This is a genomic window from Limnohabitans sp. T6-20 (assembly GCF_003063505.1).
In the GTDB taxonomy this organism is placed as follows: Bacteria; Pseudomonadota; Gammaproteobacteria; order Burkholderiales; family Burkholderiaceae_C; genus Limnohabitans_A.
The window spans coordinates 1,136,397-1,156,439 of the sequence record NZ_NERW01000001.1 but is presented as its reverse complement, the minus strand read 5'-3'; the positions used below and the strand labels follow the sequence as shown (position 1 = coordinate 1,156,439).

Here is a 20,043-nt window from a genome sequence, read left to right as displayed (position 1 = left end):
GATTTGGGGACTGCATTCATCAGGCAAGCCAGGACGGGAAAAATATTGGAATACATAACCCTTAGCCTGAATACAACTCGACAATTTTCTGCTGTGATTCTCCATTTCATCCAAATACTGACGCATAAGTTCACCGTGACTGTTGGTGCGAAAGCCATTACTCAAATTCACCCCCCCCCCACAAGCCACCCAGTCAGCAAGGCGACTTTCTCTCGTCATCCCTTCCTTGACCCAACGGGCTCCGTAGGGGTAGGAAGGACTGAGAGGTCGATTACTTGGCTCTAGCCAAACCCCACCAATACCGCAGCCAGATAACAACATCATCGAGGCACATACCCCCACAAAAAGGCTTCTCATGATCATTGCCCCGCTTTCAGCAAAATACCAATGGCTTTCCAAATTTCAGGCGACAAAACCTGTGAGGCTGCAAACGGGGCAGCAGGCAGCAAGGCTGCACCGCTCCATATTTCTTGGGCGTTTTTTGTTGTCTGTGTGCGTCCCTGAGTCGCATTCCCCTGTACGTCATACAACCCACTGAGCTTGCCCCCAATCAAATCATGCGGACCGGCAAACGCCTCGATCAGCTTATCTTGCCAACTGCCTTTCTCATAGGTTTGACCAAACAAAGTTCTTTCGCCGCCTTGCAACCCACCGAAGGGCGCTGAGAGCATTTTTTGGCCTTCCTCTGTCTTCAAGAATTCAGCGTACGACTGGCGCGATTTGTCTGCGTTTTCTTGTCCTAGGAACGTCACCGGTTTGCTTTTGTCAATTGAGCCGTCGGGATTCTTTTCAAACGAACATCTGTTTCCATCAGTCCCACACAACAAGTCTAGATCAGCCCTCGTGCCTCCCAGTTTGAATCCAGTCCCGTTGACCCCCGCACTTTCACCACTTTGGTTGCTGAACAAAGGCTTGCCCGTGCTGTCCACCACCCCGGCAAACTTCTTGGAGTCCTCCACCATCAAGTCCCGCATCTTCTCTGCCGCCGTGGACAGGGCTTCTTTGGTGATCACACTGCCCACCATGCCCGTCAGGGCTCCAGTCAGGATGTTCAAGGCCCGCTCTTGCATGTTCACATCTTTGATGGCCTGTTCTGCTTTGGCCTTGTCCTCCGGTGTGCTGGCGTTCTTGGCCTGCTCTTGCAAGATCTTGCGCTGGCCGTTGGTGTAGTCGGTGATGGCTTTACCAGCCTGCTTGCCAAACTCTTGCGTGATGGTCACTTGCGCTTCTATCTCTTTTTTGACTTTGTCTGCATCAAAGATGGTCTTGAGGCTGGTGCTGGCATCTCCGGTTCTGACTGTCGTGTTGCCCGCCACGCCAGATATGCCTGCTGTGGTCGTGCTGCTGGCCGATTCTTTGTCGCTGCCAAAGCCAACTCCGCTCATACCTGCGCTGGCGCTTTTGCCGGGCAAGGCCCCTGCGCCCAGACCCACACTCACGCTCTTGGCCTCGTAGCTGGCTTTGTTTTGCAGGTCGGTGGTGGTGAGCGTGCCGCCGGTTTGGAAGCTGTTCTTGTTGTTGTCCTTGTTGTTATCGATAGCCGCTTGCGTGCTGGTGATCTGTGCGCCCGTCAAGGTGGTGTTGCCTTTGACTTCGACTTGGAAGCCGCCGTCTCCCGCCCTGATCGCGCTTTGCTCATTGACGCTGGTGTACGTGCTGTTGATGCTGCTCTTGGCCAGGTTGATGCTGCCACTGACACCAGCGCCCACCATGATGGAGCCGCCTGCGCTTTTGCTGCTTTCTTTGTATTGGTGGGTGTCTTGCAGGCTTTCTATCTTGAGGTTGCCGCCCACGTTGGCTGTCACTTGGTCTGCCTTGACTGTGGCTCCCTTCAAGGTGGTGTCACCGCCCGATTCGATGTTCACTGCGCTGCCCGCCACTTGCGTGTTGGTGTAGGTCGTGCCATTGCCTGCACCTTGGCCCGAGGCTTTGCTGGCACTGGCCGTAAAACCCATGCCGCCCCCGCCTGCACCCAACTGGATGGCCACGCCCACGCTGCCGCTCTTGCTTTGGTTGCTGCTGCTCTCGCTGGTGGTGTTTTGCGCGGCCAGCAAGTTCACTTGGTTGTCGGCTTTGAGTGTGGTGGTTTGCCCGGCTTGGATGCTGCTGCCTTGCACCGTGAGGTTGCTGCCCTGTCCATCGCCTGTGGCTTTGATCGAGACGTTGCCGCCTGCCGTCAGTGTGCTGCCACGGGCGTTGTCTGCGCTGGAGCTTTGCTTGGACTGGCTGCTGCTCGATCCCACGCTGATGCTGATGCCAATGCCTCCAGCCTTGTCTGCGGCGTTGCCTTGTGCAGTTTCTGGTGTCCCGTCTGCGTTGGTCTTGGGGCTGCCGTCTGGGTTTGTCGCACCCGTTTTGACCATGCCGTTGGCGTCTCCTTGTCCAGCCTTGAGCGCGTCTGCCGCTTGTTTGAGGTTGAACGCCGCGTTGGCCCCGGCCAGGGCTTGCATGCGGCCACTGCTGGTGTTGCCTGCCGCCTTGATCTGGCTTTGCACGGTTTGCAGGGCCGAGACCACCGGGCTGGTGATGGCCACCGTCAGCCCGCTTTGCTTGAACTTTTGTTCTGTGCTTTGGCTGCCGGTTTCCCGGGCTTCGGTGATGTCTACTTTCTTGGCAGTGATGTCGATGTCTCCTTTGGGGGTCATCACGTCACTGCCGGTCTGGGTGTAGGCCCCGCCTGCCTTGATGGTCACGTTGCCGTTGATCGCTCCGATGGTGCTGGCCGCTGCGGTGGTGCTTTGGCCTTGTTGGTCCAGGCTTTGCTGTCGCTTGCCCACCGTGAAGCCAATGCCACCACCGCTCATGAGGCCGCTCTTGGTCTCTTGCCGGTAATCGGTTTGGCTTTGGGTGTTTTGCGCCGCTTCAATGGTCACGTTGCGCACGGCGCTGAGGTTCACGGCTTGGTCGGCGAGGATGTTGCTTCCTTTGACCGTGAGGTCTTGCCCTGTCTGGATGCTCACGCTGGCTCCTTCGAGGTTGCTGGCCACGGCGGTGGTGCTTTGGCTGGTTTGTCGGGTGTTGAGCGTGCGACTGGACAGCGTGCCTTTGCTGGTGACGGTGTTGGCCGTGTCCAGGCTTTGGCTGGCTTGGCCGGTGGTGATGTTGACGTTGTTGCCCGCGTTCACGTTCAGGGCTTGGCCTGCGTTGATGGTGGCCGCTTTGGCGCTCAGGTCTTGCCCGGCGTTTAAGGTCAGGTTGCCTGCGGTGTTGATTTGGCTGCCCACGTCTTGGCTTGCGCTTTGGCGCAGGTAGTTCACGCCGCTCCAGCGGATATCTTGGCTGGAACTGGTGGTGACGGTGCCCAAGTTGATGTTTTGTGCTGCGCTCAGGGTGGTTGCTGAGCCAGGGCCTGTGCCTTGGTTGCTGATTTGCGCGGCAGTCAGGTTGAGGTCTCGCCCGGCGCTGGCAATCAACACGCCTGCGGGGCCAGAGACGTACAGGCCGGCCACGCGGTCGATGCCGGGTTGGGCAAAGCTGTTGTTGCCTGCGCGGTTGGTGCTGCTTTGGGTGGTCGTGGTGATGTTGATGTCCCGCCCCGCACTGAGCAGCGCTGCGCTTTGGGCCTGGATTTGCCCGCCAATGTTGTTGATGTCTTGCTCGGCCAGCAGCGCCACGGCTGCGCCGCTGACGTTGCCGCCCAAGTTTTTGATGTTGTTGGCGTTGATTTGCACAAGGTTGCGTCCGGCGATGGTGCCGCTGTTGGTGGCGTCTGCGCTCAAGTTGAGCTGCACGTCACGTCCTGCAAGCAAGGCGCCAGTGCCGTCCACATCGCCGGGCTGCACGCGCACATAGACCTGCGGCACCAGCACGCTTTGTTTGGAGCCGTCGGCCAGCGTGACTTCTTGGGTGACCAGCCAGACCATGTCGCTGGTCAGCTGCGCTACTTGTGCTGCGCTCAGAGCAATGCCGGGGCGCAGGTTCAAGGCTTTGGCATAGGTCAGGCCGTTGTTCATCAGGGCCATGTACTGCGTTTGGTCGTTGCTGTAGTCGCCCAGAAAGCGCTGACCGGTCAGGGCTTGCACCTGTTCACGCACGAGCTTTTGTTCATAAAACCCATCGCCCATGCGCTTTTGTGAGGTGGCGGGGTCAAACTGCAGCTGCGCGGTCATATAGTCGCTGCCCAGCCAGGTTTTGTATTGCGTGAATTGGGGGTCGGACTCAACCAGGTATTTGGCCCCAGCTTCGGGGTGTTGGCGGTACAGGCTGGTGTTTGGCACCGTGGCACGCCAAGTTTGGGTGCGCACCTGCGTTTGCGTGCTGGGGCTTTGTGCGTTGGTTTGTGCGGTAATGTTGCTGCCTTGTGCAGTGCTGGCTTGGGTGCCCGCAATGGCGGCCAGCCCTACGCCCAGCGTCTGACGGGTCACACCACCCGCCGTGTCCGCTTGTGTTTGCACAGCAGACAAGGTGCTGTCTGCAGGTGCGGTGCTTGAGGAGGCGCTGGCCGCATATTGCTCATAGCGTGCAGCGTTCAGGCCGATGGTTTGTGTTGCGGCCGCAGGGGCATAGGCGCCAGTACTGCTGCTGTAAGTGTCGCGCCCGCTTCTTCTTCTGCGCCAATACGATGTGGCTGTGCCTTCGTCGGTGGTGATTTGAGTGCCTTCGCCCTGCAGGTTGTCCACGCGTGTGGCCTGCACACTCAAAGTGCCGCCAGCCACGATCTGGCTTTTGTCGTTGAGCAGCGAGTCTGCCGTCATGGTGATGCCTTGACCTGCCAGGATTTGGCCAGGCGCGGTTTGCGTGACCACGCTGGCGTCGACGGTGCGGGTGTAGTTGTACTGCACAAATGCATCACTGGTGCCTGCGACGGTGGTCATGCACAAAGACTCACAGTCCGTGATGCTTGTCTGGGCTGAAGAAAATCGGGTGCTGTTGTCACTGGCGGACACCACGTCACCTGGGGCATGTTGGTATTCGCGGACAGCGGTCTGGCTGATTTGCTGCACTTGGCTGGCAAAGTGTTCGTTGGTGTTGCGGATGTTGACCGCTTGAATCGTCAGCCCTTGGGCTGCCTCGATGGTGGCGCTGTTGTTGTGGATGCTTTGTGCTGCGCCATTTGCGCGCCAGGTGGCGTTCAGCGAGCCGCCCAGAGCCATGTCGCCACCGCTGTAAATCAGAGCGTTTTCTCGGTTGGTCAGGGATTGCACGCCCATGTCTACACGTTCACGCCCGGCGATGGTGGCAGCTCGTGTGACGATGCCCACGGTTTCTTCTTGGTTGTGCAAGGTATTGGCCGCAATGGCCACACGGTCGCCATAGATGCGACCTGTCCCCAAGTTGTTCAAGGCGGTGGCCTGTATGCGGGTGTCCGCCCCGTCGATCAAGCCCCGATTGGTCAGGGTGTTGCCGATGTGCAGTGTGGTGGTTTGGGCGCTGAGCAGTTGACCGCTGGCTTGGTTGTCCAGGTTGCCCGCCGTGATGCTGAGGTTTTTGCCGGCTTGCACGGTGACCGGGTTGGTCAGCGTGCCTGTGGTTTGCAATTGCAATTCGCCCCCGGCTTGCAAGGTGCCTGCCAAGGTGTGGTCACCTTGCAAGCTCAGGCTGACGTCGCCTTGCGAGACGATTTGCCCAGCCCCGCTCAAGCGGCCTGCACGCACCACAACGCTTTGGTCGGCCACCACAAGGCCTGCATCGTTGCTCAACAGTCCGTTGCTTTGGATGTTCAGGTTGTACACAGCCCGAATGGCACCTTGGCTGTTGTCCATGTTGCTCGCACTCAGGGCCACGTTTTGTCCTTCAAGGCCAGTCGGCGCGGGTGTGCCGTCGCTGGCTGTGCCCAAGGTGCTGGCATTGGTGATGGTGCCCGCCTGCAGGGTCAGGGATTGGCCTGTGCGCATCAAGGCCAGATTGTTGTCGATGGTGCCGCTGGCGACATCTGCAGTCATGCTTTGCACGGCCAACATTTGGCTGCCGGTGTTGTTCAGGCCTGTGGCCTGCAGCGTCATTTGGCCACCGCTGTAGATTTGGCTGCTGGTGCCAGCAAGCGCCGAGTTGTTCACAGCACCGGTGCTGGTCAAGGCCAAATCACCAAGGGCATGGATGAGGCCAGACCTGTTGTCGACGCCGCCGCTTTGAATGCCCAGTTGACCACCGGCAATCAAGCCCTTGATTGCCGCATGGGGGTCAGCACTGCGGGTTCCTTGGTTGTTCAGGGTCTGGCCGTGGGTGTCAACTTGCAGGTCTGACCCGGCTGTAACCAAGCCCTGGGCATTGTTGAAGACGCCTGTGCTCAGATTAATTTCGTGTCCGGCAATGATTTGACCGAGGGTGTTTTGCAAGCTGTTGTCTGTACCGCCGAGGGTGATGTCCAGGTTTTGCTTGGCTTGAACGAGCCCTTGACGGTTGTCTAAGCCGTTGATTTGGGATTGCAAAGAGACCTGCCCATTCATGGAGGCCACAGTGCCTTGGGTGTTGTTGATGCCCCCTGCGCTCAGTGTCATGTTCTGCTGTGCGGAAATCAAACCATTGGCGTTGGTGGTGTTGCCACTTGTTGTGAGCAGGACGGCACCGTTACCTATGGTCTTGCCTTGGGTGTTGTCCAGGCTGATCGCATCCATTTGCAGCTGGCCTGTGCCTGCATGGCCGATCAGGCCTCTGGTGTTGGTCAGCGCACCGGCATTCAAGGTGAAGTTTTGTGCGTTGGCCACGATTCGGCCGCTGGTGTTGTTCAAGCTGCCCAATGTGTTGATGCTGGCCGTTTGCACGCCTGTACCTGTCTGCTCTATAGCCCCATGGTCGTTGACGAGTTGGCCAATACGAATGTCCAGTTGCTGAGCGCTGATTTGGCCCTGGGTGTTGTCCAGCTTTTGTGTGGCTTGGCTGTTGGCGGTGATGGTGAGCTTGCCCGGCGTGCTCAGTTGGGTTTGTCGGGTGTTGATGTCGCCACTGTTAGCGATCAGGCTCACGTCTGCTGCGGTGGTGCCGGTTTCGCTGCCTGCCAGATTGAGGGCAGATCCCGTAAGGCTCAGGCCGTTCGTCGCCAGCACTTGGCCTGCGCTTTGCAAAACCCCGCTGGTGTTCACCGTGAGTGCGCCTGTGCCGCTGAGTTGCCCGTCTGCGGCCATGCCTGCTGCCAGCACGTTGGTGCTGGTGCCTGCCATGCTGGCAGCATGGATGCTCAGGTCTTTGGCGGCAGCAATGGTGCCGCTGGTTTGGAGGCCTTCGTTGACGGTGAGTGTTTGTGCGCCACCGGCATAAAGATTGCCGCTGTTGTCCAGGCTCTTGGCTGTACTGCTGAGATCTTGGGCCGCATAGATGCTGCCACTGTTGGTGAGTGTTTGAGCGCTGACTTGCACCGCCCCGGAGCCAATGATGCGCCCCCCATCGGACACGGCGGGCTGGGTATTGCTTTGCACGGTGTTGGTCAAGTCACCTTGACTGTCAATGGCCAAGGTGCCTTGACCGGCGTGCAAGATTTGTCCGGCGGTGTTGTCGATGCCTTGCGCACGGATGTTCAGGTGCCGGGCGGCACTGTAGATGGTGCCTGCGGTGTTGTTGAGTTGTCCTTGCAGGGTCAAACTTTGGTCGGTTTGTCCCGTCTGTGTAATTTGGCCCGCAACGTTGCTCAAGGCCTGGGCTTGCAAGGTGAGAGTGTCCGCTTGCAATTGAGCACGGTCGGTGGTCAGTGTTTGGGCTGTCTGCATGTGCAGGGTTTGCGCAGCCAGAATGCGGCTGCCTGTGGCTTGCAGGTCGCCTGTGGTGGCTTGCATGTGGATGCTGGGCGCTTGTTGGCGCGATTTCGAGACATCCAGGCTGGCTGCTTGCAAGCTAAGCGCTTCGGTGGCCAAGGCTTGGCCTGTGGTTTGCAAGAGCCCATCGGCGGATACTCGCAGGGTTTGACCACCCGTGGTGTCACCCGCAGGCCGCGTTTCGAGGCTGCCGTCTGCACGCATGCCAGCGGCCCAGACCGTGGTGGTGCTGGCCAGGATTTGGGGGGCAGCGCTGCCTGTATTTGTGCTTGTGCCTGCGTCTTTGGCCTGAATTTTCACGCTGCCCAATGCGGCCACAACGCCGCTGTGGGTTTGGCTGGCTTGAGAGTTCAACTGGACGTTGCGGTCGCTGTAGATCGTGCCGCTTTGCGCCATGGTGCCTTGGGTCTGGACGATCACATCGCCCCCTGAGGCCTGGAGGGTGCCACTGTTGGAAAGCCAGCCTTGGTGGCTCAGGATCAAGGGGCCACTGCTCGCTTGCAACAAGCCTGCATTGCGGACACCAACACCCACCTCTGTGCCGATCAGGTGAATTTTTCCGGCATACATGCCCCCCAGAGCCGCCACGTCAAGCGCATAACTGGGTGCACTTGCTGTGTTTGACAGCGCAGTGCTTTGCACAGCGGTGTCGGCGCTCACGCTGGCTGTGGCAATGTCGTTGGCACCCGTGACCACTTGCAGTTGCTGCGCCCAAATGCCTGCATTGACTTGCAAGGCACGGCTCAAGATGGCGGTGTAGTCTGTGCTGCGAGCATCCAGGCCTTGCCCTTCAATGGTCATTTGTCCCCCTTGAACCCGGAAGCTTTCCAGAGCCCCGGCGTTCATGATCGGGGTGCCGGTGGTCAAGGTGGCCGTGCTGGCATTGATGAAACCGCCGCCATTGATGGCAATGCCTGATGGGTTGGCAATGATGACTTGGGCGCGTTGTCCGGCCACCTCTACATAGCCTTGCAAATAACTAGGGTTGTTGGAGTTAACTTCGTTCAGGATGACCCGCGCACTGCCCGTGGCCAACCAGGGGTTGCCTTGCACCCAGCCGCCTTGCTGGGTTTGCACAGGGGTGCGGCTGTTGTTCAGCACCGCTCCTGCGGCGCCCACGTCAAACTGGCTGTAGGTGTTGCGGCTGACACCCGCAGCACTGGGGGTGCGGATGTCCACTTGCACCACACCGTTGGAGCTGGTAAGTAAGGTGGGGCGCTGAGCCGAGGGCGCTGTGGGGTCGGCCACGATGCGTGTAGCCACGGTCTGGGCCTGCAAGGGTGCAAGCCATGCCCAAGGCAAACAAACCAAGACCGTCCCGGTCAACCATTTGCATACCAGACCGAGGACAGACAGTCTGAGCTGACCCGGGTGAGTCGCGCCACACGTTGTAGCACCGGATGCGCCTTTGCCCTGCGCAATGGCGGTTTCTGCCACCGCCATCAAGCAGCCTCGGGCTTTGTTGAAAACGATGCGGTAACGGGTTTTGTTCATGGTGTGCTCCCTTGTGTGCGTTCACTTGAGTGACGTCTTCGAATTTCAAAAACTGATGCTCAGGCTGAAGCCTGCGGTTTCGGTGGCGGTTTTGAAGCGCTCGGGTTTGCGCAGTGGGCGTCCGGCAAACAGGTCAAATTGCATGCGCTTGTATTGCCCGCGCCAACCCAGCACCAAACCGGTCAGGTTTTGCCCAACCAGGTTTTGGGCACTGGCACCGGCGACATGGCCGTGGTCAATGCCTGCATAGACTTGAGTGCCTTGTGCGGCGGCCAAGCTCAGTTCGTTGCGCCAGAGCCAGCCGCGTTCTGCGGTCAAGACGCTCAAGCCATCAAAACCGCGCACCGTGAAACGGCCACCGATGCTGAAACGGTCTTGTGGGGTAAGCGGTGTCTTGTTGTATTGGGCTTTCCAGGCGCTGTTCCATGTCCAGGATTGCTGCGCTGCTTCAAACGGCCATTGCACATTGGCATCGAGCAACCACAGCCGCATGCGCGAGGTGCCTTCGCCAAAACCTTCTTCGGGCGCAGGCAGTGAGCCCCAGGCACCGGTGCCGGCGCGATAAGTCAGATTGGCCTCGAGCGTGGCACGGTCGATGGCGCGGCGGTGTCCAAGCCCCCACTCAAGGCCACCGGCCACGCGGCGCTGGACTTCGACCTCCTGGTCGTCGATGTAGTTGTTGGAGCGCCGTTGAAAGCCTTTGAGGCTGACGGTGGTTTTGCCTGCGGCATCGCGCTGGACGATGCGCGAGAGTTTGACCTCACTGTTGGCACTGGTGCCGCTATAGAGTACATCGGCATTGGCACCCGCCACGGTCTGGTGATAACGGTTTTGACTGAGCGTGACCGAGAGCAGGTTGTACCCCCAGGGCACCGAGTAATGCACGGTGCGTCCATAAGTGCCTCGGGGCCCTGGGTCTTTGGCTCCCAACTCGCCTTGCACGGTGATGTAGAACAAGTCGCTCAGCGTCCACCAGTTGTCATAACTGAGGGTGAGGCTGCCTTGCAGTTGACCGGTACTGCGGGTGCCGCTGTCATCCATGCTGGCACTGAGGCGAAATGGCAGGGCTTGCTCATGTCGGATGAGCAGGTTGGAATACCCTGGCTCTTGAGCGGGTTCAATGTTGATGTCTACCTCTGCGGTCTGCACGCGCTTGTAGTTTTCAAGGGCTTGCTCAATGTCTCTGAGGTTCAGGACATCACCCGGCTGCAAAGGTACGGTGTTCCAGCGACTGCCGCGCTGGCCGGAGCCTTGTGCCCAGCGGACTTCTTGGATGCGACCGGGCAAGACCTGGAGGGTCAGCCGACCTGTTTGTAAATTTTGTGGAGCAGCCAGAATGCGACTGGTCACAAAGCCCCGGGCGATCAGGGCGTTTTGCAGACGGTCTATGACGGTTTGAACGCCTTGTGCACCAATACAGCGGCCCTCTACAGGGTCTGGCTTGTTCAGCGTGGCATGGCCATCTGCATGACTCAGCAGCCACGACCACTGTGGCAGGGACTCGGGGGATAGACCCAATTCCTGAATCGGAAAACAGGGGGTTTCTGTTGCCAGCCACCGTTCTTCTGGTTCGAACCCTTCCTTTTGCAATCGCACATCAGACGCTGCAATGGTTTTTTGCCTTTCCTGCAAGGCTTCTTGGGCGCGTCGCTCTTGTTCTAGAGAACGTTGTTGGAGGTCGTTTGCAGTTTGTGCGCAAACGCAGGTGCAGCCCAAACCGAGTGCAGACAGGTAGGCAACAAAGGATTTCAAAACGATTCCTGAATTTCAAAAATCAGGAATCTTAACCGTTGAATGTTTACTTAATATTTACAAAAATTATTAAAAGAACCTCTTTGAACCAAAAAGTTCATATCAATCAAAACCTACAGCGGCCACGCCCCAAGAGTGGCCGCTGCGATTCAGACCCTCGCCAGCACAGGCCCCAGCGCCACGCCTGTGTGGGTGCCCAGCTGCACCAGCGCTTCAGGCGTCATGGCGGCGACGATGCGGCCACCCGCGTTACCGCCTTCCGGCCCCAGGTCAATCACCCAGTCGGCTTCGGCGATCACGTCCAGGTCGTGTTCGATCACGATCACGCTGTGCCCAGCGTTGACCAATCGGTGCAGCACGCTGATGAGCTTGTCCACATCGGCCATGTGCAGACCCACCGTGGGCTCGTCCAACACATACAAAGTGTGCGGGGCCTTGTTGCCGCGCTTACCCACTTCGTCGCGCACCTTGGTCAGCTCAGTCACCAGTTTGATCCGCTGAGCCTCGCCACCGCTCAAGGTCGGTGAGGGCTGCCCCAGCGTGAGGTAACCCAGGCCCACGTCCTTGAGCAACTGCAGCGGGTGCGCGATGCTCGGCATGCTGGCAAAGAAGTCCACCGCCTCGTCCACCTCCATTTGCAGCACATCGCCAATGCTCTTGCCGCGCCAGGTCACGGCCAGTGTCTCGGGGCTGAAGCGGGCACCCCGGCAGGTTTCGCAAGGCACTTTAACATCGGGCAAGAAGCTCATCTCGATGGTGCGCATGCCCTGCCCTTCGCAGCTGGGGCAACGGCCTTCGCCGGTGTTGAAGCTGAAGCGACCGGCGGCATAGCCCCGGGCCTTGGCCTCCAGCGTTTCGGCAAACAGTTTGCGGATCGTGTCCCAAAAACCAATGTAGGTGGCGGGGCAAGAGCGCGGTGTTTTGCCAATCGGGGTCTGGTCGACTTCGAGCACGCGGTCAATCGTCTCAAAGCCCTGCACATCGGCACAAGCCGACAAAGCCACGCGTTGACCGGCGTCTTGCGCGGTGCGGCCTGCAAAGGTAGAGCGCTGACCGACCAGCGCCTGCACATTGGCCAGCAAGACATCGCGTGCCAGGGTGGATTTGCCAGAGCCACTGACACCGGTCACGGCCACCAGACGTTTGAGCGGCACTTGCACATCGACCTGGCGCAGGTTGTGCAGGTTGGCGCCTGTGAGGGTGAGCCAATTCAGGTCTGTGCCCGCTGTTTCTGCGCGGGGCGATGGCGTGGGCGACGATTTGGGCGTACCCCCGCCGTATGAGGAGCCTGCGGCATTGCCCCGCGCAGAAGCATCCACCACGCGACGCATTTGCATCGGATGTTTCATCGCATGCAGCAGATAGCGCCCGGTTTGTGAATCGGCAGACGCCGTGATGTCGGCCACAGAGCCTTCGGCCACCAGTCGGCCACCGCGCTTGCCTGCACTCGGCCCGATGTCGATGATGTGGTCGGCACGGCGGATCGTGTCTTCGTCGTGCTCCACCACCACCAGGGTGTTGCCCTTGTCACCCAGCTTGTGCAGGGCGTTGAGCAAAATCTGGTTGTCGCGGGCGTGCAGGCCGATGGTGGGCTCGTCCAGCACATAGCAAACGCCTTGCAGGTTGCTGCCCAGTTGTGCGGCCAAACGGATGCGCTGCGCCTCGCCACCTGACAGCGTGGGCGCGCCCCGGTCGAGCGTGAGGTAGCCCAAACCGACTTCTTCGAGGAACTCCAAACGACTCTTGATCTCGGGCACCAGGTCGCGGGCGATGTCGGCATCACGGCCCGTGAGGTGCAGTTTCTCCACCCACTGCCGCACATCGCTCACCGACAAGCTGGCGATGTCGGTGATGCGCCAGCCTTGGCCCGGGGCCGCGCCCAAGCGCACGGCACGCGCCGTGGCGTTCAGGCGGGTGCCTTCGCAGCTGGGGCAAGCCACGTTGGCCAGGTCTTCGATCTCCGGCTCGGCAAAGGTCTGCTCGCGGCCTTTGTCTTTGTCGTCACGTACCGAGTCGTCAAACACCTTGCGCTCATCCTTGCTGAGCTTGACGCCCGTGCCCACGCAGTCGGGGCACCAGCCGTGCTTGCTGTTGTAAGAGAACAAACGCGGGTCGAGTTCGGCATACGAGGTGGCGCATGCAGGGCAGGCACGCAGGGTCGAAAAAACGCGGTGCTGGCCAATGCGGGCGGTGGACTCGCCGTTGAACATGGCTTCGCGCAAATTGCCCAAATCGCTCAGCACATGCACGACGCCTTTGCCGTGTTCCAGTGTTTTACTCAGCGCCTCGCGCAGCGCGGTTTCATTCGTCGGCAGCACATCCAGGCTGGCCACGGGCAGCTCGATGTTGTGTTCTTTGAAACGGTCGATGCGCGGAAAACCTTGTGTGGGCAAAAACTCACCGTCCACACGCAAGTGCGTGTAGCCACGCGGACGCGCCCAATCGGCCAGCTCGGTGTAGACACCCTTGCGGTTCGTCACCAGCGGGGCCAGCAGGCCGATGTGCTGGTCGCGGAACTGTGTCATCAGCTGCGCGATGATGCTGTCGGGCGTTTGCGGCTGCACCGGCGTGTTGTCGTGCACGCAATGCTGGATGCCCAGCTTGACGTACAGCAGGCGCAAGAAATGCCAGACCTCGGTGGTGGTGCCCACGGTGGATTTGCGGCCACCGCGCGACAAGCGCTGCTCGATCGCCACAGTGGGCGGAATGCCATAGACCGCATCGACCTCGGGGCGGCCTGCGGGCTGCACGATGGAACGGGCGTAAGCGTTCAGGCTTTCCAGATAGCGGCGCTGGCCTTCGTTGAACAAGATGTCAAAGGCCAGCGTGGACTTGCCGGAACCACTCACGCCCGTGACCACGTTGAACTTGCCGCGTGGAATGTCCACGCTCAGGTTTTTGAGGTTGTGCTCTTTGGCGTTGACGATCTGGATGTTGTTGTTGAGCATAGGCGCGCGACGAGCGTCTGGGGCAAGTGAGCTTGCACCAGCCCTGCCTCGAACTTTTGCCAGCGTGGCTGCGGTGTCAGAGGGTGACGATTTGGGCGTACCCCCGCCGTATGAGGAACCCGCTGACACCGCAGCCTCGCCCCCATCTACATTCGATCGCCCACCCTCACCCCCATAAACATTCAAACGCTCTGCCACACCAAACACCTCCCCCATGGACTCGGCGTATTCACGCAACGCCAGCCCCGTGTGCGATGTCGCGTGTTGGCGCACATCTTCGGGCGTGCCCTCGGCCACGATCAGGCCACCGGCATAGCCGCCTTCGGGGCCCAGATCGATCAACCAGTCGCTGGCACGGATCACGTCCAGGTTGTGCTCGATCACGATCAGCGAATGCCCGGCTTCGAGCAGCTTGCGCAAAGCGCGCATGAGCTTGGCGATGTCGTCAAAGTGCAGGCCGGTGGTCGGCTCGTCAAACAAGAACAGCGTGCCCTTGCGCGCCAGGCTCTGGCGGCTCTTGGACGCGCTTTTGGCGGCCTCGGCCAAAAAGCCCGCGAGCTTGAGGCGCTGCGCCTCACCGCCCGACAGCGTGGGCACTGGCTGGCCCAGGCGCACGTATTCCAGGCCCACATCGACGATGGGCTGCAAAGCACGGATCACTTCGCGGTCTTGCGCGAACAAGGCCGCTGCTTCGCTGACGGTCAGCTGAAGAATGTCGGCCACATTGAGGTGGCGCACCGCCCCACCAATGGCCTGGCGCTCGATGGTGATTTCCAGAATTTCGGGGCGGTAGCGTTGGCCATCGCAATCGGGGCAGCGCAAATACACGTCGCTCAAAAACTGCATTTCGACGTGCTCAAAGCCTGAGCCGCCGCAGGTGGGGCAGCGGCCATCGCCACCGTTGAAGCTGAACTTGCTTGCGGTGTAGCCACGCTGGCGCGACAGCGGCGCGGTGGCAAAAATCTCGCGGATCGCGTCCCACGCGCCCACGTAGCTCACGGGGTTGGAGCGGGCGGTTTTGCCAATGGGTGACTGGTCCACAAACACCACATCGCTCAGGTGGTCTGCGCCCAGCAGGCGGTCGTGCGCGCCGGGCGTTTCGGTGGCTTTGCCAAAGTGGCGCATCAGTGCGGGGGCAAGCACGTCCTGGATCAAACTCGACTTGCCCGAACCACTGACACCGGTGATGGTGACCAGGCGTTGCAGCGGAAAGTCCACGCTGATGTTTTGCAGGTTGTGCTCGCGGGCGCCTTCCAAAATCAAACGCGGCGTGCTGTCGGTGACCATGCGCTTGAAACCCAGGCCCACTTGCTTGCGCCCACCCAAATAAGCGCCCGTCAACGTGTCGGCCTTGCGCAGGTCGGCTGTGCTGCCATCGAACACGATCTGACCGCCGCGCTCACCAGGGCCGGGGCCCATGTCGATCATGCGGTCAGCGGCCATCATCACGGCCGGGTCGTGCTCGACCACCACCAGGGTGTTGCCTGCATCGCGCAGGCGGTGCATGGCCTGGGTGATGCGGTTCATGTCACGCGGGTGCAGGCCAATGCTGGGCTCATCCAGCACAAACAGGGTGTTGACCAAGCTGGTGCCCAAAGCCGTGGTCAGGTTGATGCGCTGCACCTCACCGCCGCTGAGGGTGCGGCTTTGACGGTCGAGGGTGAGGTAGCCGATGCCCACGTCGCACAGGTATTTGAGGCGGGTGGTGATTTCTTCGAGCAGCAGCTGCAAGGCTTTTTGTTCGGCGCTTTTGCCTTGAGTTGGACCCTGAGTGGTTTCTTCGTAGGGGCGGTCAGCATCAGAGCGGGGGGCGGGCTCCTCATACGGCGGGGGTACGCCAAAATCGTCGCCCGCCCCCCGCTCTGACGCAGACCTTGTGGTCGATCGAGTGTCTTGTGCCCTCTCTGTCGATGTAGCAGTTGCTATCTGCTCTTGTGCTTTTGCGCTGGCTCCCACGGCTTCGGCCGGGGATGGGCTGGGCGACGATTTTGGCGTACCCCCGCCGTATGAGGAGCCCAGCCCATCCCCGGCCGGAGCCTGCCCGACAACGCCCACAGTACCCTGCCCCAAATGACCCGACGAAGACAAGCGGTCAAAGAACAATCGCAACCGGTCCAGCGGCATGATCATCATGTCGTGCAAACTCAAACCCGGCAACGCCTCCAACTGTGCCCGCGTCCACTTCACACCCGCTGGCATGAAACGCTTTTCAACCGGCAACACCCCATCGGCGTCAGAGTGGCTGCCAATGCGCCACAACAAACTCTCGGTCTTGAGGCGCGCGCCCTGGCAGCTCGGGCATTCGGTGTAGCTGCGGTACTTGGACAAAAGCACACGGATGTGCATCTTGTAGGCCTTGCTCTCCAGGTACTCGAAAAACCGCTTCACGCCGTACCACTGGTGGTTCCAGCGGCCCTTCCACTCGGGCGAGCCCTGGATCACCCAGTCTTGCTGCGCCTGCGTCAGCTTGTCCCACGGCGTGTCACGCGGAATGCCTGCGGCCTCGGCGTGGCGCATCAGGTCGTCCTGGTTTTCTTGCCAGGCCGGGGTTTGCAGCGTTTTGATGGCGCCGCCGCGCAGCGTCAGCTTGGGGTTGGGGATGACCAGCCCGTAGTCGACCCCGATCACACGGCCAAAGCCCCGGCAGGTCTCGCACGCGCCCACCGCCGAGTTGAAGGAAAACATCGACGGAATCGGGTCGGTGTAGCGCTGATCGCTGTCGGGGCAATGCAGGCCCGTCGAAAAGCGCCAGATGTCAAAACCGGTCTCGGACGACTCAGGGTCGGAACCCGATTTCTCAACGTACACATTCAGGCGACCACCGCGTTTGAGGGCCACTTCGATGGCTTCGACCACACGGGCTTTTTCGGCCTTGCCGATGCGAAAGCGGTCGGCAATCACATCCAGCACTTTGCGCGGACCGGTGGGCGTGGCCACTTCGCGCTCGGCTTGCACCTTGGTGAAACCGCTGGCGGAGAGCCATTGCTCGACTTGCTCAGCGCTGGTGTTGGCGGGCAACTCCACCGGGAAGGTCAGGTACAGGCGCGGGTCTTGCGCCTGGGCTGCGCGCGCTGCCAGCTCGGCATAAATGGTTTCGGGTGTGTCATGCCGCACGCTTTGGGCGGTGTCTTTGTCAAACAGCTGGCCCAGACGGGCAAACAACAACTTGAGGTGGTCGTTTAGCTCGGTCATGGTGCCCACGGTGGAGCGGGAGCTGCGCACCGGGTTGGTTTGGTCAATCGCAATCGCCGGGGGCACGCCTTCAACCTTGTCCACGGCTGGTTTGTCCATGCGGTCGAGGAACTGGCGGGCGTAGGCGCTGAAGGTTTCCACATAGCGGCGCTGGCCTTCGGCATACAGCGTGTCGAAAACCAAGCTCGATTTACCCGAGCCGCTGGGGCCGGTGACCACCGTCAACTCGCCGGTGCGAATGTCCAGATCGATGTTTTTGAGGTTGTGCTGACGGGCACCACGGATGCGAATGAGACCTTGGGACATGCTTGGCTTTTTGGGGTGAAGGCCAAACATTCTAGGGCGCAGGCCGTGACATTTCTGCGGCCCAAAAGAAAAGCCACGCGGCTGCGTGGCTTTGGGTGGATCGCCAGGGCCAAAAGCCCGGCGATACGCGCGTGCTTATTTGGCAGCGCTGGCGTCAGCAGCGGGAGCTGCTGCAGGTGCATCGGCCTTGGCGGGCTCAACATGCACAGCGTCAGCGCCATGCTTTTCACCACCCATGTCCAACTTGTCACCGCCCTTGCTGATCACATAAATACCCAAGGCAGCAAAGATCGCGAATCCAACAGCAATTTTCCACATAGTTCATCTCCAATAATGAAAAAGGCCCTCCACAGAGGGAAGGCCCAGAATGTAGCACCCGAGTCACCCCGGGATGCTTACAAGAAAGATCAGTCGTCAGCGTAGATGTCGACGTCTTTGGTTTCCTTGATGAACAAGCCACCGATCACGACGGTTGCACCGGCGATGATGATGGGGTACCACAAGCCGTTGTACATGTTGCCGGTCTGGGCCACGATGGCGAAGGCGGTGGTGGGCAGCAAGCCACCGAACCAGCCGTTACCGATGTGGTAAGGCAAAGACATGGAGGTGTAACGGATGCGGGTTGGGAACATCTCGACCAGCATGGCGGCGATAGGACCGTAAACCATGGTCACCAGAATCACCAAGTAGGTGAGGATGATGATGACGGTCACTTTGTCGAACTTGGCCATGTCAGCTTTGGCTGGGTAGTTCGCGGCCTTCAGAGCAGCGCCCAGGTTGGAGCCCAACAGGGTCGCACCAGCGGTCTTCTCGTTGCTCAGGTCTTTGACAGACTTGGTCGCAGCTTCGATGGCCTTGGCGTCTTTGGCTTCAGCAGCGTTCAGTGCAGCCAGCTTTTCCTCGGCCTTGGCCTTGGCAGCAGCAATGTCTTCAGCCGAGTACTTGATGTTCACGACGGTGTCGCCCACCTTGATGACGGCAGGTGTACCGGCAGGAGCGACTTCGTTGGCGTAGCTCACCGAAGCGCCAGCCAAACGTTGCTTGGCGATGTCGCAAGAAGAAGTGAACTTCTTGGTGCCTGTGGGGTTGAACTGGAACGAGCACTCGGCTGGATCAGCGATGACCACCACTTGCGAAGCCGCTTGAGCAGCAAACAAATCGGGGTTAGCCGCTTTGGTCAAGGCCTTGAACACAGGGAAGTAAGTCAAAGCAGCCAACAAGCAACCGGCCAAGATGATCGGCTTGCGGCCAATCTTGTCAGACAAGGCGCCAAAGATGACGAAGAACGGTGTGCCGATGATCAAAGAGATCGCGACCATGATGTTGGCGGTCGCACCGTCCACCTTCAGGGCTTGCGTCAAGAAGAACAAAGCGTAGAACTGACCGGAGTACCAGACCACAGCTTGACCAGCGGTCAAACCGATCAGGGCCAAGATCACGATCTTCAGGTTTTTCCACTGACCGAAGGACTCGGACAAAGGTGCCTTGGACGTCTTGCCTTCGGCTTTCATTTTCACGAAAGCAGGCGATTCGTTCATGCTCAAGCGAATGAAGACCGAGATGATCAACATGATGATCGAGACGATGAACGGAACGCGCCAGCCCCATTCAGCGAAGGCGTCTTCACCGACGATGGTCCGGGTACCCAGAATCACCATCAGCGACAGGAACAAGCCCAAAGTCGCTGTGGTCTGGATCCAGGCGGTGTAGGCACCGCGCTTGCCGTGAGGGGCATGCTCGGCCACATAAGTGGCAGCACCGCCGTACTCACCACCCAAAGCCAGGCCTTGCAACAGGCGCAAGCAGATCAGGATGACGGGAGCGGCCACGCCAATGCTGGCGTAGTTGGGCAAAACACCCACGATGAAGGTCGAAGCACCCATGATCAGGATCGTGACCAGGAAGGTGTACTTGCGGCCGATCATGTCGCCCAAGCGGCCGAAGAAGATCGCGCCGAAAGGACGCACGATGAAACCGGCGGCAAACGCCAACAGCGCGAAGATGAAGGCAGAACCTTCGTCCAGACCGCTGAAGAATTGCTTGGCGATGATGGCGGCCAAAGAGCCGTACAGGTAGAAGTCGTACCATTCAAAAACGGTGCCCAGAGAAGAGGCAAAAATCACCTTCTTCTCTTCCGCCGACATCGGGCGGGGTGCTGTTGTAGCCATATAGCTGTCTCCAAAAAAGAGTCTCCAACATGGAAACTTGGGGCGATTCTTGGCCGTGGCACTTGCCCCCATCTGACAGCGAACCAACAGATACTTACATACCAAGTAGTAACCCTTGGTATTTTTCCCGCAATGTAAAAATCAAGCGCATTTCACGGGTAATCCCTAGCCGCCTTGAACACGATAATGAACAACTCGCTCTCTATTTCAGACGTTTGTCGTTCGTGAACCCACCTCCATTCTTGTCCATTCGCCAGAAGATTCGCCTTTTGACAGGCGTTCTGCTGTGGGTCTGGGCGCTGGTTTCTTTTGGTTGGGTCTGGTTTGCCAGAGCGCTGGACTTCAAGATCGGCGACTGGACATTCAACTTCTGGATGGCGGCGCAAGGCAGCCTGCTGGTTTTTTTGCTGCTGACCGTGGTGAACGCCTGGTGCGTCAACCGCTGGGAAAAAGCGCAGCAAGACGCAGAGGCCCAAGCGCCCACTTCATTGCATTGAT

At 59.7% G+C, this 20,043-nt stretch carries 6 protein-coding genes; 1 reads left to right on the top strand and 5 read right to left on the bottom strand.

All coding sequences use genetic code 11. From position 1 onward, the window contains the following. Window positions 1–359 precede the first annotated feature (359 nt). The 5 genes from B9Z33_RS05555 to B9Z33_RS05535 form a co-directional block, all read right to left on the bottom strand. Window positions 360–9,179: a hemagglutinin repeat-containing protein gene (locus tag B9Z33_RS05555; RefSeq protein WP_108285923.1), complete on the bottom strand. Its 8,820-nt coding sequence runs from the start codon at window positions 9,177–9,179 to the stop codon at window positions 360–362. 45 nt (window positions 9,180–9,224) lie between these two features. After that, window positions 9,225–10,931, bottom strand: coding sequence for a ShlB/FhaC/HecB family hemolysin secretion/activation protein (locus B9Z33_RS05550; protein ID WP_233252735.1), 1,707 nt, complete (start codon window positions 10,929–10,931; stop codon window positions 9,225–9,227). 149 nt (window positions 10,932–11,080) lie between these two features. Then, window positions 11,081–17,170, bottom strand: a complete 6,090-nt coding sequence (locus B9Z33_RS05545; RefSeq protein WP_369916515.1) for an excinuclease ABC subunit UvrA — start codon at window positions 17,168–17,170, stop codon at window positions 11,081–11,083. Window positions 17,171–17,512: 342 nt separating this feature from the next. Then, complete coding sequence (locus tag B9Z33_RS05540) at window positions 17,513–17,695, bottom strand: hypothetical protein (RefSeq protein ID WP_108285922.1); 183 nt, start codon at window positions 17,693–17,695, stop codon at window positions 17,513–17,515. An 89-nt stretch (window positions 17,696–17,784) separates the two neighbouring features. Beyond that, complete coding sequence (locus B9Z33_RS05535; RefSeq protein WP_108285921.1) at window positions 17,785–19,545, bottom strand: MFS transporter; 1,761 nt, start codon at window positions 19,543–19,545, stop codon at window positions 17,785–17,787. Window positions 19,546–19,574: 29 nt separating this feature from the next. Here B9Z33_RS05535 and B9Z33_RS05530 point away from each other — a divergent pair, with 29 nt between their 5' ends. Further along, window positions 19,575–20,042 (top strand): DUF4212 domain-containing protein, encoded by a 468-nt coding sequence (locus B9Z33_RS05530; RefSeq protein ID WP_108285920.1) that lies wholly within the window; start codon window positions 19,575–19,577, stop codon window positions 20,040–20,042. The last annotated feature ends 1 nt before the right edge of the window (window position 20,043 follow it).